Annotated in this window: 16 protein-coding genes; 7 read left to right on the top strand and 9 right to left on the bottom strand. The window is 32.2% G+C overall.

The window, feature by feature from the left end:
- Positions 1 to 78: 78 nt before the first annotated feature.
- From SM124_RS21030 to fabZ, 3 genes are all read right to left on the bottom strand, one after another.
- Entirely contained in the window at positions 79 to 1,410 is a 1,332-nt protein-coding gene (locus SM124_RS21030; RefSeq protein WP_322448485.1) for a DUF4179 domain-containing protein, read from the bottom strand.
- A gap of 1 nt (position 1,411) precedes the next feature.
- On the bottom strand, positions 1,412 to 1,939 hold the full coding sequence (locus SM124_RS21025) for a sigma-70 family RNA polymerase sigma factor (RefSeq protein WP_322448484.1): 528 nt from the start codon (positions 1,937 to 1,939) through the stop codon (positions 1,412 to 1,414).
- A 199-nt stretch (positions 1,940 to 2,138) separates the two neighbouring features.
- Positions 2,139 to 2,564 (bottom strand): 3-hydroxyacyl-ACP dehydratase FabZ, encoded by a 426-nt coding sequence (gene fabZ / locus SM124_RS21020; protein ID WP_322448483.1) that lies wholly within the window; start codon positions 2,562 to 2,564, stop codon positions 2,139 to 2,141.
- Between the two features lie 201 nt (positions 2,565 to 2,765).
- Between fabZ and SM124_RS21015 the strand changes: the two genes are divergently transcribed.
- Both SM124_RS21015 and SM124_RS21010 read left to right on the top strand, forming a co-directional pair.
- Complete coding sequence (locus SM124_RS21015) at positions 2,766 to 2,945, top strand: hypothetical protein (protein ID WP_322448482.1); 180 nt, start codon at positions 2,766 to 2,768, stop codon at positions 2,943 to 2,945.
- Between the two features lie 348 nt (positions 2,946 to 3,293).
- A complete protein-coding gene (locus SM124_RS21010; protein WP_322448481.1) occupies positions 3,294 to 5,312 on the top strand; it encodes a methyl-accepting chemotaxis protein in 2,019 nt (672 codons plus the stop codon).
- Positions 5,313 to 5,930: 618 nt separating this feature from the next.
- Here SM124_RS21010 and SM124_RS21005 read toward each other — a convergent pair.
- The 4 genes from SM124_RS21005 to SM124_RS20990 are packed head-to-tail and all read right to left on the bottom strand — an operon-like array spanning position 5,931 to position 12,289.
- Positions 5,931 to 7,673, bottom strand: coding sequence for a TnsD family Tn7-like transposition protein (locus SM124_RS21005; RefSeq protein WP_322448480.1), 1,743 nt, complete (start codon positions 7,671 to 7,673; stop codon positions 5,931 to 5,933).
- 18 nt (positions 7,674 to 7,691) lie between these two features.
- Positions 7,692 to 9,326, bottom strand: coding sequence for an ATP-binding protein (locus tag SM124_RS21000; protein ID WP_322448479.1), 1,635 nt, complete (start codon positions 9,324 to 9,326; stop codon positions 7,692 to 7,694).
- Positions 9,316 to 11,463, bottom strand: a complete 2,148-nt coding sequence (locus tag SM124_RS20995; RefSeq protein WP_322448478.1) for a TnsB C-terminal domain-containing protein — start codon at positions 11,461 to 11,463, stop codon at positions 9,316 to 9,318. Before SM124_RS20995 ends, SM124_RS21000 begins: the two co-directional genes overlap by 11 nt.
- Complete coding sequence (locus tag SM124_RS20990) at positions 11,444 to 12,289, bottom strand: TnsA endonuclease N-terminal domain-containing protein (protein WP_322448477.1); 846 nt, start codon at positions 12,287 to 12,289, stop codon at positions 11,444 to 11,446. The genes SM124_RS20995 and SM124_RS20990 overlap by 20 nt, the downstream gene beginning before the upstream one ends.
- Before the next feature lie 148 nt (positions 12,290 to 12,437).
- Between SM124_RS20990 and SM124_RS20985 the strand changes: the two genes are divergently transcribed.
- Genes SM124_RS20985 through SM124_RS20975 form a run of 3 tightly spaced genes read left to right on the top strand, consistent with a single transcriptional unit; the run spans position 12,438 to position 15,065 of the window.
- A complete protein-coding gene (locus tag SM124_RS20985; RefSeq protein ID WP_322448476.1) occupies positions 12,438 to 12,791 on the top strand; it encodes a hypothetical protein in 354 nt (117 codons plus the stop codon).
- A 39-nt stretch (positions 12,792 to 12,830) separates the two neighbouring features.
- Complete coding sequence (locus SM124_RS20980; protein ID WP_322448475.1) at positions 12,831 to 13,811, top strand: type II TA system antitoxin MqsA family protein; 981 nt, start codon at positions 12,831 to 12,833, stop codon at positions 13,809 to 13,811.
- A gap of 54 nt (positions 13,812 to 13,865) precedes the next feature.
- Positions 13,866 to 15,065, top strand: coding sequence for a hypothetical protein (locus tag SM124_RS20975; protein WP_322448474.1), 1,200 nt, complete (start codon positions 13,866 to 13,868; stop codon positions 15,063 to 15,065).
- Between the two features lie 85 nt (positions 15,066 to 15,150).
- Here the strand turns inward: SM124_RS20975 and SM124_RS20970 are convergent, their stop codons facing one another.
- Both SM124_RS20970 and SM124_RS20965 read right to left on the bottom strand, forming a co-directional pair.
- Complete coding sequence (locus SM124_RS20970) at positions 15,151 to 17,277, bottom strand: heavy metal translocating P-type ATPase (RefSeq protein ID WP_322448473.1); 2,127 nt, start codon at positions 17,275 to 17,277, stop codon at positions 15,151 to 15,153.
- On the bottom strand, positions 17,278 to 17,655 hold the full coding sequence (locus tag SM124_RS20965; protein WP_322448472.1) for an ArsR/SmtB family transcription factor: 378 nt from the start codon (positions 17,653 to 17,655) through the stop codon (positions 17,278 to 17,280).
- Between the two features lie 158 nt (positions 17,656 to 17,813).
- Between SM124_RS20965 and SM124_RS20960 the strand changes: the two genes are divergently transcribed.
- Positions 17,814 to 18,368, top strand: a complete 555-nt coding sequence (locus tag SM124_RS20960) for a copper resistance CopC family protein (protein ID WP_322448471.1) — start codon at positions 17,814 to 17,816, stop codon at positions 18,366 to 18,368.
- 1 nt (position 18,369) lies between these two features.
- The gene (locus SM124_RS20955) at positions 18,370 to 19,461 is read left to right on the top strand and encodes a CopD family protein (RefSeq protein WP_322448470.1); all 1,092 of its coding nucleotides are present in this window, start codon (positions 18,370 to 18,372) and stop codon (positions 19,459 to 19,461) included.
- Positions 19,462 to 19,495: the final 34 nt, after the last annotated feature.

Genomic DNA, 19,495 nt, shown 5'->3' with positions numbered 1-19,495 from the left:
ATGTAATATTTATTAGAAAACCTTATATTCTAAAAGGCAGGCACCTGAAAATATTTCAGGTGCCTGTCACTTGTCATATTATTTTACTTTGATACGTACATTCCCCTTAATTTTCGTAGGGTAATAATCAATGTTTAATCTAATAGGATTACTATACTCAATATCCTCAATATAGTATTGAATATGATGATCATTACCTGACCCACTACTTCCACTTCGATGGGAATGATATTCTTCACCCGATTCATCGGTATAAATGGAAGAAAAGACTCCAAAGTGTTTTTCATCTTCTTTTATCAATTTAAAATCGAGTACTAATCCTTCTTTGCTTTTCTCAACGTTCTCTAATGTCAGTCGATCATCAGGTGCTTGCAATAATTCCTTATTCTCCACATCTACCAAAACTTCTAATTTATCCTTATCTAACGCTCCAAAAGAAGATCCTTCTATATAAATCTCTTCTGGTTTAGTGAAATAATTACTTTGGAAAAATAGTTTGATTTTGTTATCAGATAGAAGAGTTGCTAACTGACCATTTATAATAGTTGAAAAACGATTACCTTTTTTATCAACTAAATGTAAGTCATCAAAACTATATATTTTCTTAGAATTCTGTGGGTCGTATTCTATTTCTAAAGCAATTCTAGTTGGATAAATAGTCATTTTTTGAAAATGCATTTTCTGGCCTTCAACATTGACAGTCTTATTAATGGAAAAGACTTCTTTCTTATCCCTAATATCTTCTGAACTTATAGGGACCTTAACTGTCCAAGTTGATTTTAATTTTTCTATAGGTGCTTCCACATCTTCTTGGTTATTTAAATTTTTTGCTAAGCTCACTTCGACATTTAACTCTGGTGGTGTCTTTTGGCCCTCACCTAATAATATATCTATTATTCCTTCTTCCTCATTGCCATAGCTAATAGAAAAATTAGTCCATGGCTTGCCATTCCTATCTTTTAATAAAATATTTTCAACAGCTAGATCTACTTGACCTTCATTGCTTAATGTATAAAATAACAAAATTCTTGACTCATCTGCCATCATCGCATCAACTGTAAACCTGATACCTTCCTTTTCATCAGAGATTCCTAGAGGCTGAATAAAGTTATTATCTAGCGCTAGTTTTAATCCTTTATCGTTGGATACTAGCTTTACAAGAGAGTCCAGAAGAGGTAGTTGCCCTACATAAGCAGCTACAGTTGGCGAAAAGCGTATAGAACCAAGCAAGGTAAGAATAAGACAAGCAGCAATGAGTCCTAGTTGTTTAAATGATTTATATTTAGAGATTTTCTTCTGTTTCCCTTTTTGTATTCCCGTTTTAATATACATTTCAATATCACTTGGGATATTCACATTAAGTAAATGGTTCTTCATATCCTTTAAAACCTTTTCCTCTTTACTATTCAAATTAATCACCTTCCTTTTCCAAATAAGACCTTAAAACCTTTAGCCCTTTATTTAGCCATGTCTTCACTGTACCTTCTGGACGCTCTATCGTTCGAGCAATTTCCGTAATAGTAAAATCATGAAAATACTTCAACTCAATAATTGATCTGATTTTGGGCTCCATTTCATCTAAAACAGGCTGTAAACCATATTGATTATAATTTATAACGTCTTCATCATTTCTAAATATCTTCGAGTTATTCAAGTTAATTTCTTGATTAAAAAACCTACTCTTCTTTTTTAGTTCATCAATACAATAATTAATCATTATTCGGACTAGCCAGGTATCGAAGTACTGGTCTTCCTTTAATTTTCCAAACCTCATATATGCACGACAAGTTACTTCCTGAATAGCCTCTAATGCATCTTCTTCATTTCGCAAATAGGAGTACGCTATTTTATATAATTTCTCTTTATTCTCTACAATTAGTTGATAAAACGCATCATCGTCCCCAGCCTTTGATGCCTTTATTAATTTCTGCTTATCCATTATGCCCTCCCCTAGCCCCGGTTGATGAGCGTTTCTTTACCTATTAGACTGAGTTTACTACTAAACTGTTTTAATTTTGGAAAGTTTTTTATTTAAAATAAAAAAGACTCAAGGAATTTAATTCACCCTAGTCTCTTATTTTTTCACCAAACCGCTATTTTCATTTCTAATCTCACCTTTTTATCTAAGGTAGAAATTTTTATTTTCCAAAGGCAAAGATTAGCTCCGTTTCACAAACTATTTCCCCATCCACAGTTGCTATTCCTTTTCCCTTACCTATCGGCCCTTTCAATCTAGTTATCGTAACCTCAAGCCTTAACTGGTCACCTGGGCTAACTTGACGCTTAAACCGGCAATGATCAATCCCTGCTAATAAACCTAATCTCCCTCGATTATTTTCATTTGTAAGCATGGCTACAGCACTAACTTGTGCTAGTGCTTCAACTATTAACACCCCTGGCATAACAGGTAAATCAGGAAAATGTCCTTTAAAGTATTCCTCATTACCTGAAACATTTTTTATACCGACAGCTCTCTTTCCTTCCTCTACTTCTGTCATTTTATCTAATAATAAAAATGGATATCGATGTAAAATAATATCTTTAATCTCATTTATCTCAAACATAATCAGCCTCCTCTTTTACTAAGTCCTAGCACCTGATACTAATTATAGTAAAAACTACCAAAACTAAAAAGAAATTTTTTACATATACGCCACTTGTTGTTGCTAATAACCATATTTTTTCTTCAATTTTAACGAATTAAATTAGATATGTAGATGAGAATCGATTATACTAAATTTACAAAAGTGTAGGAGGAATTATTTATGTCAGAAGAAACACCAAAGAAAAAAATGAGCTTACAGGAAGCGATGAAACAACAGCTTGAGAAAAAGAAACAAGCTACAGCAGGTAAATCTGCTGCGAACGGTTCAATGGAGACAAAGAAAATGAAAAGTCAACAAACGAAGAAAGTAAGTAACCAACGAAGAAAAATGGGTGTTTAATTTAAAAAGTTCCTTATTCTTAGGAACTTTTTTTGTTTTCTTTATGGTAAATACTAACAAACATTATTATTTCCTAATATTTTCTTCAAAAAAACATCCATTCTAAACTAGTCCTCAATTAATAACCTCAAACCATACTAATTACTTTTATCCATACACGAACTAAGCCCTAACTTTCCTAGTTGAATTTCGTTTATTATTAAAATAACTCTATATTTATATAATTTTAAGCCAGGATTATTTTACTATCCCCTCGAATTAAATTTCAATCTCTAGTTGAAAGATTGTCTATTTTATGAAATTATTGTAGTGTTATTTTACTATTTATTATTATCAGGAGTGGGTCTTATGTCACTAAGTCAAAGAGCTTTAATCCCTATTATCATTATTTTATTACTTGTTGAACTAACATTAGGAATAACAGGGTTCACTTCACAAAAAAATCAACTAGAAACCATCATGAATCAACAAGCGACGTCCAATATTAATACTTTAGAGCAGAAACTTACGGAGAATGCTAATACATTAACTTTGTTAAGTGATTCTTTAAAGATGAACTATCTTCGTATCGCTAACAGCATTGCTATTAGTTTGGCAGAAAACCCCAAATTAAATAAAACTGAAAACCTAATGAAACTAGCAACAAAAATAGGAGTCGATGAAATACATCTGGTTGACCAAGACGGAATTCTTACCCATAGTAATATGTCACAATTTATTGGGTTTGATTTCAACTCTTCTGAACAAACAAAACCCTTTCTTACAATTGGTGAAGAAGGGCTAGCACAAGAGCCTACTCAACGTGGTTCAGATAACAAGTACTTTATGTATGTAGGGGTAAAAAGAGTAGATCAGCCTGGTATTATTCAAATCGGTATGGAACCTACATCATATATAAAAACGATTGAAAGTTTTGATGTTCATTCATTAACTAAGCAAGTAACTGTTGAAGGAAAAGGATATCTCACCCTATTAAAAGGCGATGAAGTAATTTCATCCTCTATGGAAGATTTACAAGGCAAAAAGGTCAATGAGTTAGGGGACCTGCAAAAGTTTTTAACAAAAGATCACAATGCCATAGTAAATATTGGTTCCAACGAGCTATTGGTTATATCTAAAATGATTGGCGACTATAGAATTATATCCGTATCTTATGTTTCAGATTACCTACAACCACTTCAAAAATATATCACTATATTAATCACGATTTCGGTAATTTCATTAATTGCTGCAGTCGTTATTATCTGGTTTTTTATGAACCGCTCTATTGTTAAACCACTAAATAAGTTACAGTCTTCTATTTTAAAAGTAACTAATGGTGAACTAACATTTGATCAAACGCTAGATATAAAGAGAAAAGATACTATTGGAGTAGTGACGCGAGGATTTATTGAACTTGTAAATAGTCTTAGAAATATGGTTCAACAAGTAAATGAATCTAGCTATCTGGTTGCTTCATCTGCTGAACAACTTACTGCAAGTGTTGAACAAAGCTCAACCTCAGCTGAAACAGTGGCTTTAATGGCTACTAAATCGGCTGAAGCAACAAGCACTCAGCGAAATGGAATTAATCTTATATCCAATTCAGTGAGCGAAATGAATAACGGATTAAAAACCGTTGCAATAAACAGTGATAACATGGCTAAACATGCAAAACATACAAATGAACAGACTAGTCTTGGAGAATTAAAAATTAATTCCATCGTGGAAGCTATGAATGAAATCTCTATCTTTACAGATAATACGTCTCAACAAATTCAATCACTAGTAGAAAAGTCAAAAGAAATTGGAAACATCACTTCACTCATAACAGAGATTGCAGACCAAACAAACCTCCTTGCTTTAAATGCAGCAATTGAAGCGGCACGCGCAGGTGAACATGGAAAAGGTTTTGCTGTTGTAGCTGAAGAAGTTCGAAAACTAGCCGAGCAATCTAGAAACTCCGTTAATACCATCGATACAATCGTAAAAGAAATCCAAGACCAAACTCAAGTGTCCCTTATCTCTATGAATAAAGGAAATGAAACGGTTAGATCAGGTCTTAATTTTTCAGCTGAGGTGAAACAAGCCTTTCATGTGATCGAAGGGTCAATTTGTGACGTTTCCATGAGCATAGAAGAGGTTGTCCAATCCATCGAACATATAACAAAGTTAAGTTCTACTGTATCAGAAGCTGTAGATAGCATCTTTGAAGAAACAGAACAAAGTGCAACCGCTAGTCATGAAAGTGCCGCTGCCAGCGAGGAGCAACTTGCTACTATGGAGGAAATTACTGCCTCTGCTCAAAACCTTTCTGCACTTGCTGTTTTGTTACAACTAAATCTTGACCTAACGGAGTTAATGAAGTCTGATTTTATTAGTGGATAAAATTCATATTTTACAACTTAGTCTTGACCTTAATCTGTTCAAATTTAATAAATTATGTTACAACTAAATCTTGACCTAAGCATCGAATTGTGGAGTAAAGATAATTTTTTGGTACGGCAATCTTTCACTATACATATATTGAGCTTGTAAAGATCGGAATAATAACAAGCTATGCGATTTTAATGTTATCTATTGTTACTTATATAAAACATGGAGAACACATACAGCCTACTAGAATTTGATTTATATTAACTTCTAGTAGGCTGTACTATTTTAAAAAACCTATGTATTTTATAAACCTATAGTTAAATCATTTTTAAATTAAAAAAGGGGAATATCGAATGATTCAATTAATAGAGGCTAACTTATTTATAAAAGCATTTACATTATGAGTTTAGAGAGATCGAGCAAAAGAAAATTAAATGGGAATTTTATGAAAACAGAAATAATAACACATTTATTGTACCAACACCTGTAGTTTTGTAATATTAACAATCAAGAAGCTCTGGATAAGTAAACTCTTTATTAGTATTTGGACTCATGTTATGATTTCCTTCAATAAGACTGTAAACAGTCCATCCTCATAATTTCGTGATAAATAATAAATCATCTTTCAAATTACCTCAATTTCAAATTCTCTCTATGTTCCCACTTTTCTTCAACTATAGATTGCAAAAATAGTTTTGTTAACGGCATTTTATTAAGATGTTTTTCAATTAAGGATAAGCAGCCTATACCTAAACCCACGCTTTTTTTAGATCTACGGTTGGTTTTTAATTTGTATTTTCTCTCAATTAATAGATAGTTCTTTATCTTGAGTAATATTTGTTCATCTCTGGTTTTCCAGTCAACTCTATAAATAATTTTTTCAGTTTTCTGTATTTTAAGTTTAGGGGAGTTACGAGCCAACCAATCTTTATCATTCCTGTATAATTTCATGTATAGTGCAGAATTTAATTTCCTAAGCTCTTTACTGATAGCTTCAGGGTTATCTTTTATAAGTTCTAACCAAGAATTACGGTAAGACTGTGTGTTTTTATCATTATGGCTATTATCTTTTTCCTTTGTGGTTAGAAGGCCTTTTTCTAACTTGTAATTCTTAATAACTGTATTAGTGTCTACATTTAGTAATTTGGCAGTTGCTCTGAAACTATGTTTACTTACATCAACATACTCAATGACTTTATTAATCCACTCTTCACCGTACTCTTTAACACTTCTGTAAAGATACATACTACCTTCATCATTATCAGGACCAAGTCTTGTATAAATAAAACCACAAGAACAACGAAACACTCCTATGGGATTTCCTGTTTCTGTACATCTTTTTATATCAATGTCCGTAATAACTCGCTGTTTATAATGTTTTGCGGCAATATTTAGACAAGGGTAAGGTGCATATTCAAACGGGTGTGATTCTGCTCCAAAATTTAAGGAATCAACGGATATACCTAAATAATGCATCATTAGAAGATGTCTTATCGGATGAAGGATACTGATTTTCTTTCTAGTAATAACTTTTAACCAGCAATGTTCTTTGTCCGAAGGGTAGGATTGTAATAAGTTTAGAACCCTAGCTCCAAAAAAATCAATAAAATTTTGTCTGAGTCTACTTTGTCTAACTCTTTGGCTAGATGTAATAAATCCTTTAGCCCTTAACATCCTTTTATACAACTTTCTAAGCTTTTCGAAATCAATATCAAAGTTTGTTTTTGAAAGTTTGATACTTTCTCTTGCAATTGTTATGAATAATTCTTCTTCATTTATGCTAAGACTTCCATCCACACATTGGGTAGATTCATCGATAAAACAGTTCAATTCTGTTGCAGGGACAAGTATCAATTTTTTTTGCCTGAAAATTACAGAACTATAATAAAGGGACCTTTGATGTTGAGGACAAAATAGAACAGAAGGTAATTGAAAAGACATCCTCCAATATGTTTCCCCATACTGAAGGATATCCTCTTTTAGGCATTCAGTACAAAATTTAAAATACTTTGATTCTTTAACGGTACTGGGAACTTGACCACTTGAGTAATGTATACCGTTCATTTTTGGTGCTGGTATAAAAAGACCTTCATATATAGTCTTTTTAATTCTTTTATGTAAAAAACTAGTAAAGTATAAAAAGGGTGTATGCTCTCTAATAATGTCTTCATGGTTGACCGTGCCGAAGTTTTCCAATCTTTTAAATATGCAACTCAAGTTACTAGGGAAATCCGGTGCAATATATATTTTTTCGTATCCATAAAGCTCCTTTAGTGCTGTTTTATATGAACTATTTCCACTCTGGATATAGTATCTTGCAAATACACTATATAGTAACTCGTCTGGATAAGGAGTAGGAAAATTCGATAACATTAGAATACATCATCCATTCTACAATAATTCTGAGTAGGGGTTAGAAATAATACCAGCTTCTTGAAGCGACTCGTATGCTGATTTCTTTTCTTTCCTTCCATTATTGACAATTAAAAATAAAGTATTCTTAGTGGTATTTTTGTTAGTATTTTTAGTCCTTTTACTATTCTCCATATCCTCATCAATAAGAACAAGAGACATCTTAACTGCGTCCCTTGCTTCGATGTTAGGATTTTCTTTAATCACTCTTTTTGCAGTACTTTCTGCTAATTTCTCACTAACATCCAGATTAATTAAATTTATTATTACTTTTTCAAGTATTGGAATGTCCCTTTTATTTCTCTTTTCAGCAATTTTTTCTTTCTCTGCTATTAATTTTTCTCGTAGATTCACTATGGGTATTCGATTTGTTATGAAATCCTCAATATCAAAAGGTTTAATATCTTCATATTTACTAATTTCAGAACTTTTCCCATTTTTCAAAGCCTCTAACATAGGTTGAATCATTTTTAAATGTTCTTTAGATACTTTTTTTATAACAGAAGGGGAAATTTTTTCTTCTCCTGTTTCAATTGCATGTGATTGTGCCAATATGAATAATTTTACTGCAACGTCTACTATTCCTTGACTTTCTTCATAGAAACAATCTAACCATTCTCGGTTTAAAGGAGATGGATCTTTAATCCATTGATATTCCCACATACTAGAGATAAGTACTTCCCAGTTATCATCATTTTTCATTTGCTCCCATACCATATCTCCTTGTCCACTACTTCTTCTAGCCTGTCTAAAATCTCTTTGAAGTAATTCCTGTGATTTCATGGTTCCAATTAACATTACAGGAATTCCAATTTCATTTATTAAAGTTACTAGAAAATTCATCATACTTTCTATTACTTCTTTTTTTGCTGCTAATAAGTGTTGAGTTTCATCAATTATTAAAGTCCCCAAACAGTGACGTCTGGCTACCTGTCCTACTCTTATTACCATAGAACTCACTGAGTTTCTTCTGTCCCCAAATTTACTTTGATAATCGGTACCTAACATTTCATCTATTTTAGAAAAAAAATTTATACATAAAGTCTTCGGGGAACCATCATGCGGAGAATTTAACTTTAACCAAACAATTTGCATGATGTTAATTGGAAATTGATGCACGATTACTTTTGGATATAAAGACAAAACTCTTTCTATTGCTGACGATTTTCCCATACCAGGGAAACCTATAAGGGAAAAACTTGATGCTGTGCTTCGTATGTCAGGTGGTAATCCTAAATCTTCCTTACTAACTAATCTTCTATGTAATTCGTTTAGTACTTGCACATGATGTTTACCTGTAGGATTTCTATTAACATAACCATTACGAATAAATCTAGAAAATTTAGCCTCTAGCTGGATTGGCTTTTCAATTGGTTGATAAAACCTTAATAATCTTAGTAACGCATGATACCTTAAATGTGAAGATAAATTTCTCTCTCTAGGATGAAAGGGGGGCAAATAACTCATTTGTTCAAATGCATCCTCAACGGTTAAGATATCAGGTAAAGCTTCAATAAGTGGATTTCCTTTATAGTCTTCAAGTTCTTGTTCCTTATAATTAGCTATTGTAACAAACTCATTATTTTCAAGCTTTAAGACCTCTTTATTCATCATCAAGGTTCCTTTGTCTTTTCTTTTTATATAGGTCTAATATTGATACTCTATTTTCATTTTTTACAGGTTGTTCTGATTTTGATATTTTATCTTCATCTTCCGAAGTATATGGAAATGGTTGTACCAATGATTCTTCTTTTCTTCTTTCTTCAAGTTCCTCGTTTCTATATTGTTTAATATTGCTTACTCTTTTGGTTTTTGAAATTGTTGCATCAAAAGTTTCCTTTTTATCCTCGAGAGCTTTTTCAACTATGCTCTCAATATTTGAAAAAAGATTGATTTCATTCTCCAGTTGAACATCCTGAAAATCAATATACTCATTTGTCTCATGTTCAATTAACTGTTCAATCTCTTCCAATGTTTTACCCTGATAAACTTCTTGATGTTCTAGCAAGTTACATTCTTCGTATAACTCTTTATCATTTGTATGGAGGTAAACAATATCCATATTCCTTGGATCAAAAGATATGCTTACTTTCCAGGTTCCTCTTTGTCGTGCCTTAGAATACCATGATTGTTTCATAGCAGTTTCACAATTATATAGCATCCTTTTATACTTAATTCCTTTATCAGTAACGGTTGCTTCGCCAGTAGGTAAGAGATAAAAGTTAACCATTTTCATTTTAGGACTTCTTAATTTTCCTGATTTTCTACGTACACCCCATTCCCATAATTTAATTGGAATGGGTTCTACTTCATCTTCAATCATATCTGAATCCCTTACATAATCTTTTATATAAAAATTCTGGTTATAATAATTAACAAAATAAATTAAAATTTTTGTATACTCATCGATAGTTATGGCAGCATCTAACCTATAGTCACTAGAACCTCTTTCACCGTAATTTGAATGAACATATCCTGGTAAGAATGGCTTTATTTTTTCTTGAGATGTATCAAACAATTTCTCAACAATACCTTTCCAATCTGGTCTATAAGGAGGGAGATTCTCAATTTCAATTCCAAGTCCATTTGTTAATTTATCCGCAAATTTGCTGATTAGTTCACCTCTATCACCAACAATAGCCGTAGGGGAATGACATGCAGGCCATTGGTCAAGGGTAATATTTATTCCATATTTTTTACAATATTCAACTTTATCCATATGTGCATTTGCTAATGCAGAGGACATAGCCTTCCATGAAACGTTTTCAATACCGATATACATGCCTGTAATTAATCTACTAAAAACATCTACCACAAAATATACTACTGGCCTACCGATTGACCAATTCCGATTTAATCTGCTAATAATATATACATTGGCAATTGTTGCATCCACTTGATAAACAGAACCAGGTCCAAATGTATCATAAGCTGATGAACCTAGAACCTGTCTATAATCTTTTTCATATATATGTTCACCTTCTCTTGCTTTTATTACAGAGTCCCCCGTATATTCCTTTTTAAACCAATAGCTAAACTGTCTTAAGGTAGGCTTTCTTTCGACTGGCTCAATTATATATTGTTTATTTCCATCTTTATAATATGTAGACTGATGATAGTACTCTTTTATCATCATTTTATAAGCATGAGATAGGGATTGCTTTTCTTTTGTAAGATAATATTTATTTACAACTTTTGCAAAAATGTTTTTCTCTTTTTCACCTATAATGATTCCACCTTTACCATTATTTTTAGAACGCCCTGGTTTTTTCTTATACGTCACTGGCGAACCTCCATGACCACTATTATAATAGTTAGGATAGAGACTATCTTTTACTTTTCCTCTTTGCCAGTATTTCCTTAACAACTTGTATACAGTATTATGTGAGTTAACCTTCTTCTTTAAAATTACCTCGGAATCAATCAATTTTTTCCTTTTAGATTTTTCATAAATATCAGGTTCCAACTTGACAATATCTTTGATGATTTGCCATGACTTATCTCTATATTCAATGTCTATTTGCGTTGGTTTTCTATCAATGAAAATATCCATTTCTTCCAATCTCAAAACCATTTCCCCATGATGAATTTTTTCATTTAATTCGCTTATTCTAATAATATAAGGGGTGGCTAATCGATCTTCTATATCTATTACATATGACAAGATATAGTTTTCGTCTATCCATAAGATTCTAAATTTCTTTTCAGAGTCTACATCAAATAAAATTTGATTAACTGATAAAGTATTCATAAACATCGTCCACCTTATTACCACAAAGAGTTATCTCTTCTAATTTAGTCCTCCTGAAGTCTATCTTCTTCATTATATCTATAATTAGTTTCTTACTAGCAATTAAATGCCGGGTAAAAGCAATAGCAGTGCCAGAATCGAGATTATATTCTCTATCAAATTCTTCACTACATTCAAGAAGACTTTTCCAAGGTACTTTCTTAGTAGAAAATTGAAGGAAATTAAAGTATGTATTTAAAAGTGTTACATCTTCTTCATCAGTAAGAAAATAAGAATCACGGATAGCTTCCATGTTCCTAAAAAACACGTCGGATAAATCTGCTTCTGTAACAATTTTCCAATCCACTTTTCTTTCTGTCCAATATCTTAGTTCAATTTCAAATTTTTCTATAACTCGTGGATCTTCAAGATATTCTGAAGGCTTTATCGTCCTTGCAAGATAGGTTAAATTCCCATTTTGTCTTATTGTTAATAAGAAATCAGTAGTCATAACGATAGGAGTTTCTGTATCCTTATCAAAGGGATGCCTAACACCAATTTCATTGGCTATTCTTAATGTTTCTATTCTATCAAGAGGGAACTGCTCTCTAGTATCAATAATATGATCGCTCCATTCACAGATATAAAAAAAATTTCTTTCCAACTTAGATAGAAGATGGTGATTTCTTTTAGTCTTCCATCCTTTAACCCTTCTCACTTTCCCTTTACTAGGAACATCTTGAATGGTAAGCCAAGGTTTGTATTCACTAAGTTCTCCTGTTCCTCTTCCTTCTTTTATATATCTTTCAATTTTCTCTTCAGTCCAAGAATATTTAGATTTAACCAATGTATTCACCCACATAAAATCGTATTTATAAAAAATATGTCGAATATTGTATTTATTAATATTATAACCTAATCACGTTATCAATTGATAACTCCACTTATGATAATTTATAATAATTTTATAAGTGTATTAAAAGGGGAGAATTCAGTTGTATGCTACCGCCTCAAAAGAAGAAATAACTTCTTTTCTCGATAAGTGTAAGTCTTATATTTTCCACAAAAAGGTAGATTTTATTCTTGGACCAGAAGAAAAGTATACATTGAGTAACATGGGGATTAGTTACCAAGATGCTTTTGAGTTAGTTAATGAAATTACATATATGAATTATTACCGAGGACCTTCAGCCGATCACAAAAATCCTTCTGAAGTAGTATGGGAATTTGGTTTTGAAGAAGTACCACAAGATATATATATTAAGCTAAAGTTTCGAAATAATAGAGACGATCTTTTGATGCTTTCTTTTCACTATGCCGAACGCCCAATTACTTATGCTTATAGGTAACACAATAAAAAACTTAATATAAATAGGAGGTTGGCGGATATGGGTTTGTTCTGCCATCAATGTAATTGCGAACAAGATTATATTACTGTTAACAAGACACTTATCTATCCAGTTAGAGGTGAAAATATTGAATTACCTGGAACTGTTGCTGAGTGTACGTCTTGTGGCTTTGAATTGTTTCATCCTGAGTACGATGTTAGCAATCAAAACCAAGCATTTAACCAATATAGAAGCTTGCACGGACTTCTAGCACCTGATGAAATTAGAAGAATACGATTAAGATATAACTTATCACAAAGAGATTTCTCTAGATTGCTTGGATTTGGGGAAATCACCATATCTAGATATGAGAGAGGTTCTCTACCAACAGTAGCACAAAATCAAATGATTTCCGAAAGTGATTCACCAAATAAAATTTTAGAGTTAATACAAGTTAATGGCCATAAGCTCAATTCGGAAACACTAAAAGATTTAGAAGAATTACTAGAAGAATTTAAACAAGAAGAACAAGTCATAAAAGATATTAGAAAAGTGTTTCAAGCAAAACCTGATGTCTATCATGGGTATAAAAACTTTAGTTTGGATAAAGTATCACAAGTGGTTCACTTCTTTGCAACTAAGGAAAGGCCCTATTTAACAAAACTAAATAAACTTCTCTTTTATAGTGATTATTACTTTTACAAGAAAAATAACATTTCTATTACTGGAATAAGATATGTTAGAGAAAGCTTTGGACCCGTGCCTGAAAGATTTAATACTATATTTGAGTCAATACCAATTATCGAGTTAGTAGAAGATGAGTATGGAAATTATGTTCGAGGAATTAAGGAAGCAAATTACTCATTAACAAATGAAGAATTAGATATATTAGAATTTGTTTACCAAAAGTTCAAGAAAACTAATGCTCGTAAAATTAGTGACTTTTCTCATATGGAAAGGTGCTGGCTAGAGACTCCCCAAAAAGCATTTATTAGTTACAACTTTGCACATGACCTAAATCCAAAAAGATCGGTTCATTAAATTAAGGGGGAAGAATTCCTCCTTTTTATTTTGTAAAAATGGAAGGTGAATGAGTTGAATTTCGAAATACATTGGCCAAGAGATACAGCAAACTTTGAATATTTAGGCGATATTCATTCAAAAATGATAACTGTTAAACATACCGGAGATATACCTACAGAATTTTATTTATTGTCATTGTCCTTCATGGAAGCAGCAAATAAATTAATAAGTCATGTTCTTCACGCTAGAGAAAACCGAAAAAAGGATTTTTGGTTCTTTTCAATCGTTTATTTATATAGACAAGGGCTAGAGTTAATGATAAAGTCGATTGCTTTTAAATACATAAAATTAGATGCATCTAGAAAAAATTTTATCAGTAGAGTAAGACATAATTTGAAAGATAGTTTTTTTGAGGTTAATGCATTAGTTAAAGAGGATAGCTATCAATTAACAGAGGAACAGTTTTTATGGTTAAGTGCATTTTTATCAAATATCTCTTATATAGATGAGCAATCGGATATGTTTAGGTATCCATTTAATCAAAAGATGGAGATATTTTTTTCCAGCCAGACACATGTTAATCTAAGAGCTTTGGGAACAAATATGATAAATGCTTTTAATATACTTGAAAGTTTAAGAAATAAACAAGATATCCATTGTGATTTAACCTGTGATCCTAGTTTACTAATTGAAGGGGGAAGTTATAATGAACAAAGTGTCATTGGCTGGAATTTTTATCACAGAAATTATAATTTTTATCCTTATATTGAAGGTTATATGGAAAGTGCGGATTACATATGCAAGCTTATAATGGAGACTGATGACAATGGTCATTTATTTCTACCTATGTGTTACATGTATAGAAATGCCATAGAATTGGCCTTAAAAAGAATTTTAATTGAGGATTGTCGCTATGAGCAAAGCATAGCATTTAAAAAAATAAAGAGAAAAAAACATAGCGTTTTGGGTATCTGGAATTTGATAAGAGAAGACATCATGTTATACTCAAATGCTCCAGATGATGATAAAACTATTGAAATTGTTGAAATTTATATAAATCAATTACATAACTTAGATCAAACTTCTGATAAATTTAGATATCCCATTGATACTTCACTTAATTTACACTTTATGAACTCTAAGAAATTTGATGTAGAGAATATTTCTACTTGCTTTAATGAGCTATTTTCTTTTTTAGATGCTGTGCATAGTATGTTATCAAGCTACAAAGACATTCAATCTGAACTAACTTGGGAAGGGGATTATTACTAAAAATTCAGATTAAAAAAGCTATCATAATATGTTGGTTATGATAGCTTTTTACCTTTATCTCTTTAAATTTTATACAATAGAAAATCTAGCTTTTTATTTTCAATAAACGTAAGGAGTTGGCAATTACAATTAGGGTAGCCCCCATATCCGCAAAAATAGCTAACCATAATGTTAACCACCCTGGAACAATTAATATTAGTGCTAATAGCTTTAAGCCTAATGCAAATGCGACATTTTGTTTAATGACTCCAAGAGTTTTTCTACTTAAATCAATTGCAAAAGGTAGTTTGTCTAAATCGTCAGCCATAAGGGCGACATCAGCAGTTTCCAAAGCTGTATCTGTTCCAGCACCCCCCATAGCTATTCCAACTGTTGCAGAAGCTAATGCTGGAGCATCATTTACACCATCACCAACCATTGCTACCCTTCCATATTGATTTTTCATAGCTTTTATCGCTTCAAGTTTATCTTGAGGCAGTAATTCTGCTTTTATTTCATCCAGCCCAAGTTGTATTCCAATAGCCTTACCTGTTGATTCATTATCACCTGTCAACATGATTGTTTGCTTAATACCAAGTGCATGGAGTTTACGAATAACTTTTGAACTACTTTCTCTTACTTGATCTGCTACAGCAACTATTCCCATTAACTCGGTTTTAGTTCCTAGGAGCATTACCGTTTTACCTTGCGATTGAAGGTATTCAATGTTCTTTGTAATAGAAGAGGGGATATCTTGAAGTACATTAAAAAGGTTAGGACTTCCAATATAATAGGTTACATTATTAACCTTTGCTTTTGCACCTTTTCCTGTAATAGAAGTGAACTCTTCTGCAATAAAATCATTAATATTTATCCCTTGAGCTTCTGCTTCTTTTATTATTGCAGATGCGAGTGGGTGTTGTGAAAATTTTTCAATGGCCATAGAAATGCCTAACAACTGCTTTTCATTCATGCCATTCAGCACTTTAATATCGGTCACTTTTGGTTTGCCATAAGTTAAAGTTCCAGTCTTATCAAAAGCAATTGCCTTAAGTCGTCCCGTTTCCTCTAAGTGAATACCACCTTTGATCAAGACGCCTTTCTTTGCTGCATTACCGATGGCAGTTACAATTGCTACAGGTGTTGAGATAACTAAGGCACAAGGACAACCTACCACAAGAACGGCTAAACCACGGTAGACCCATTCAGACCAATCACCATTCATAAACAATGGAGGAAGTATTGATATAAACAATGCCACTAACAGAATGGCTGGTGTATAGTATTTAGCAAATCTATCTACAAATGCCTGAGAGGGGGCTTTTTCTGCTTGAGCTTCTTCTACTAAGTGAATAATTTTTGAAATAGTTGTATCCTCAACTCGTTTAGTTACTCGTACTTCTAAAGCTCCTTCCTCATTTAAAGTACCTGCAAACACCTCGTCACCAACTGCTTTGAGTACGGGGATGGATTCACCAGTTATAGCAGCCTGATTTATAGTGGAATGTCCTTTTATTACTATCCCATCCATAGCTAATTTTTCACCAGGCTTAATAATTAAGATATCGTTAAGTTGTATTTCTTCAACATCTAGTTCCAATTCTTTATTTCCACGCCTGATTAGTGCTACCTTCGGAGCAATTTCCATCAATGATCTTATGGATTGGCGAGCTTTATCCATTGAATAACTCTCTAAAGCTTCACTTAGTGCAAAGAGAAATACAACTACAGCACCCTCGCTCCATTCTCCGATGATAGCTGCACCTATAATAGCAATAGTCATTAGGGTTTTCATATCAAACTGTAGGTTTGTTAGGTTCCTTAAACCTACTTTAAATAAGTCAAATCCACCTATTAGTATAGACATTGCAAATATCACTATAGTTGCGAAGCTATCCTCACCAATGTAATACATAGAAATATATCCAAAAATGAGAAAAAAGAGTGATGCTAATGTATTTCTATTCTCTGCTTTCTTTAAGAACGGAGTTTTAACCTCAAGGGATCTCTGTGTTTCTGAATATACTTTGATACCATCAAAGGAACCTGCTTCCTCTAACTGTTCAATACTAGCATCGCCATAAATTGTTAATTTAGATGCTCCAAAGTTTAATTGAACATCCTTAACTGTTTCAATATCTCTAATGTTCTTTTCAAATTTTGCTGCACAACTAGTGCAAGATAAATTCCGCAATCTATAAGTGTTTTTATTTTGCTCAAGAGCTTTTTCCATCTATATCACCTCTTTAGAGTGAGCTAATGCAATTGATACTAACTGATAAACATGTGCATCAGCTAAGGAATAAAATACAAGCTTTCCTTCCTTACGGAATTTTGCCAATCCCATGTTTTTTAATAGACGTAAATGATGGGAAGCTGTTGCTGTTGTGGAACCGATAATATTTGCTACATCACAAACACATAGTTCAGTTTCTATTGTTAAGGCATACGCAATCTTAATTCTTGTAGAGTCAGATAAAGCTTTAAAAATTGATTCAACCCCAATTATTTCTTCTATTTGAGCCTTAACACGACTAACCTTTTCCTCATCAAAACAAACTATCTCACAAGTATCAGGAGTTCGAGTTGGTGAAAGAATTTTTTTGTTCATATATTGACCACCTTCATTCAAATGTATATTAGAATGTTTCTATAAATATCATATGTTTAGTTCGTAAAATTGTCAAAACTTTATTCAAATATCCTTTTGAATATAACTTTTATTTTGATAAAATGAAATACGTTATTACTACTTGGAGGTTATTAATTATGAGAAAACTATTATTATTTACTTTTACCTTCTTGGTATTTGTAAATAATGCTTTTGCACATACAGGGATAAAAAGTTCCTCTCCCCAAGATAAAGAAATTATTCATGAAGAACTGAAGGAAGTTACTATAACATTTGATACAAAATTGGAGCAGAACAGCGTATTTGAACTGCAAAAGTCCGACGGTAGTTCAGTACCTGTTGAAAAGTATCTTTTATCTGAAAATAAAATGGTAGCAGCCTTTTCGAATCCTTTAGATAATGGGGAATACCAAGTTACTTGGAAGATAATAGGGGCAGATGGACATCCAATTGATGGAGTGTTTTCTTTTACAGTTGATTTGCCAACTATTAAAGAATCAACGGAGAAGCAAGAAGAAATAAAAATGACAGGTTCAAAATTAGAAGAGAAGGAAACAGAAAAAGTTGCTGAATCAACTGATTTGACACAACAACAAAAAAAGTTACCGTCCTACTTAATCCCTTCTATCCTTGGTGTTTTACTTGTAGTAGTTGTTGGAAGCTTTCTAATGATTTTGAGAAGGAAAAAATAGCATGGTTTTAATAGGTATTATAAGTCAGGCATTATTATATTTTTGCTTTGCCCTCCTTGTCGGAAGTTTCCTATTATATATTGTGCCAAGTATTTACCGACCAGATATTAATGTACCGAAAGGGGCTTTAATGTTGGCTTTGGGTGGAATAGCAATCCTTTCTTTTATTCCCGTTTTCCAGGTGATATTACACCTATACCAAGATATTGGATTAGCTCGTACATTTCAATCAGTTATTTTTACATTTGAAATCGGAAAATCTTGGGTGTTTACTTACATCATAGCCAATATTTTATTTATATTTGTAGTTTGGTTTGATTATCGTAAAAACTCTTTGTATTCATACATCGGTATTATTCTTACTTTTATCCTGATTCTTGCACTAGGATGGTCTAGTCATGCAAGTTCTTATGTGCAGATAAAAGGTTTTTTCAGCCATACAACCCATTTCACAGCCGTTAGTTTATGGGTAGGAATTTTAATGGTTGTTAGTTGGTTCTCAAACGATAAATCTAATTGGCATAAGTTCTTAAAATGGTTTACGCCTGTTGCACTTCTTTGTTTTGGAATTACCATTGTGACAGGGCTAGTTTTAATGTCATTCGTTATGGAATTTAAAGATTATACAAATTCTTGGATGATACCTTATGGACAGGCACTATTAATTAAGCATTTGTTAATAATTCCTTTATTGTTATTTGCTAGCTTTAATAGTTTGTTCATTAGAAAAAAACTTAATAATGTCACAAATTTTAATCCAATACCATGGTTAAGAATAGAAAGTATTGTAATCCTATTCATTTTTTCTGCAACGGCAGCTTTAGGACAACAATCTCCACCACACGAGAGTACTCTAACAAATGAGGGAGTTTCAAAACTCTTTCTCATTTTTTATCAAGGTCAGTTTACTACAGAAATGAAAGTTGATTTTGTTCTAAACTGGACAAGTATATCTTTTTTTATGTTTTCTGTATTATTTTTAGTTTTAATTGTTCTATCATTTATTAAAAAAGCACCTGCAAGGATAGCCTTTTTAATGGCTTTGCTATTTGTCGTGTGTGGATATTTATCACTTATTCTAAGTATTAAATAATGGTAATGACACAAGATGCCCAAAATCATAACTT

The organism is Robertmurraya mangrovi (assembly GCF_034427655.1).
GTDB lineage: Bacteria > Bacillota > Bacilli > Bacillales > Cytobacillaceae > Robertmurraya_A > Robertmurraya_A mangrovi.
This window is presented reverse-complemented; position numbering and strand designations above follow the sequence as displayed.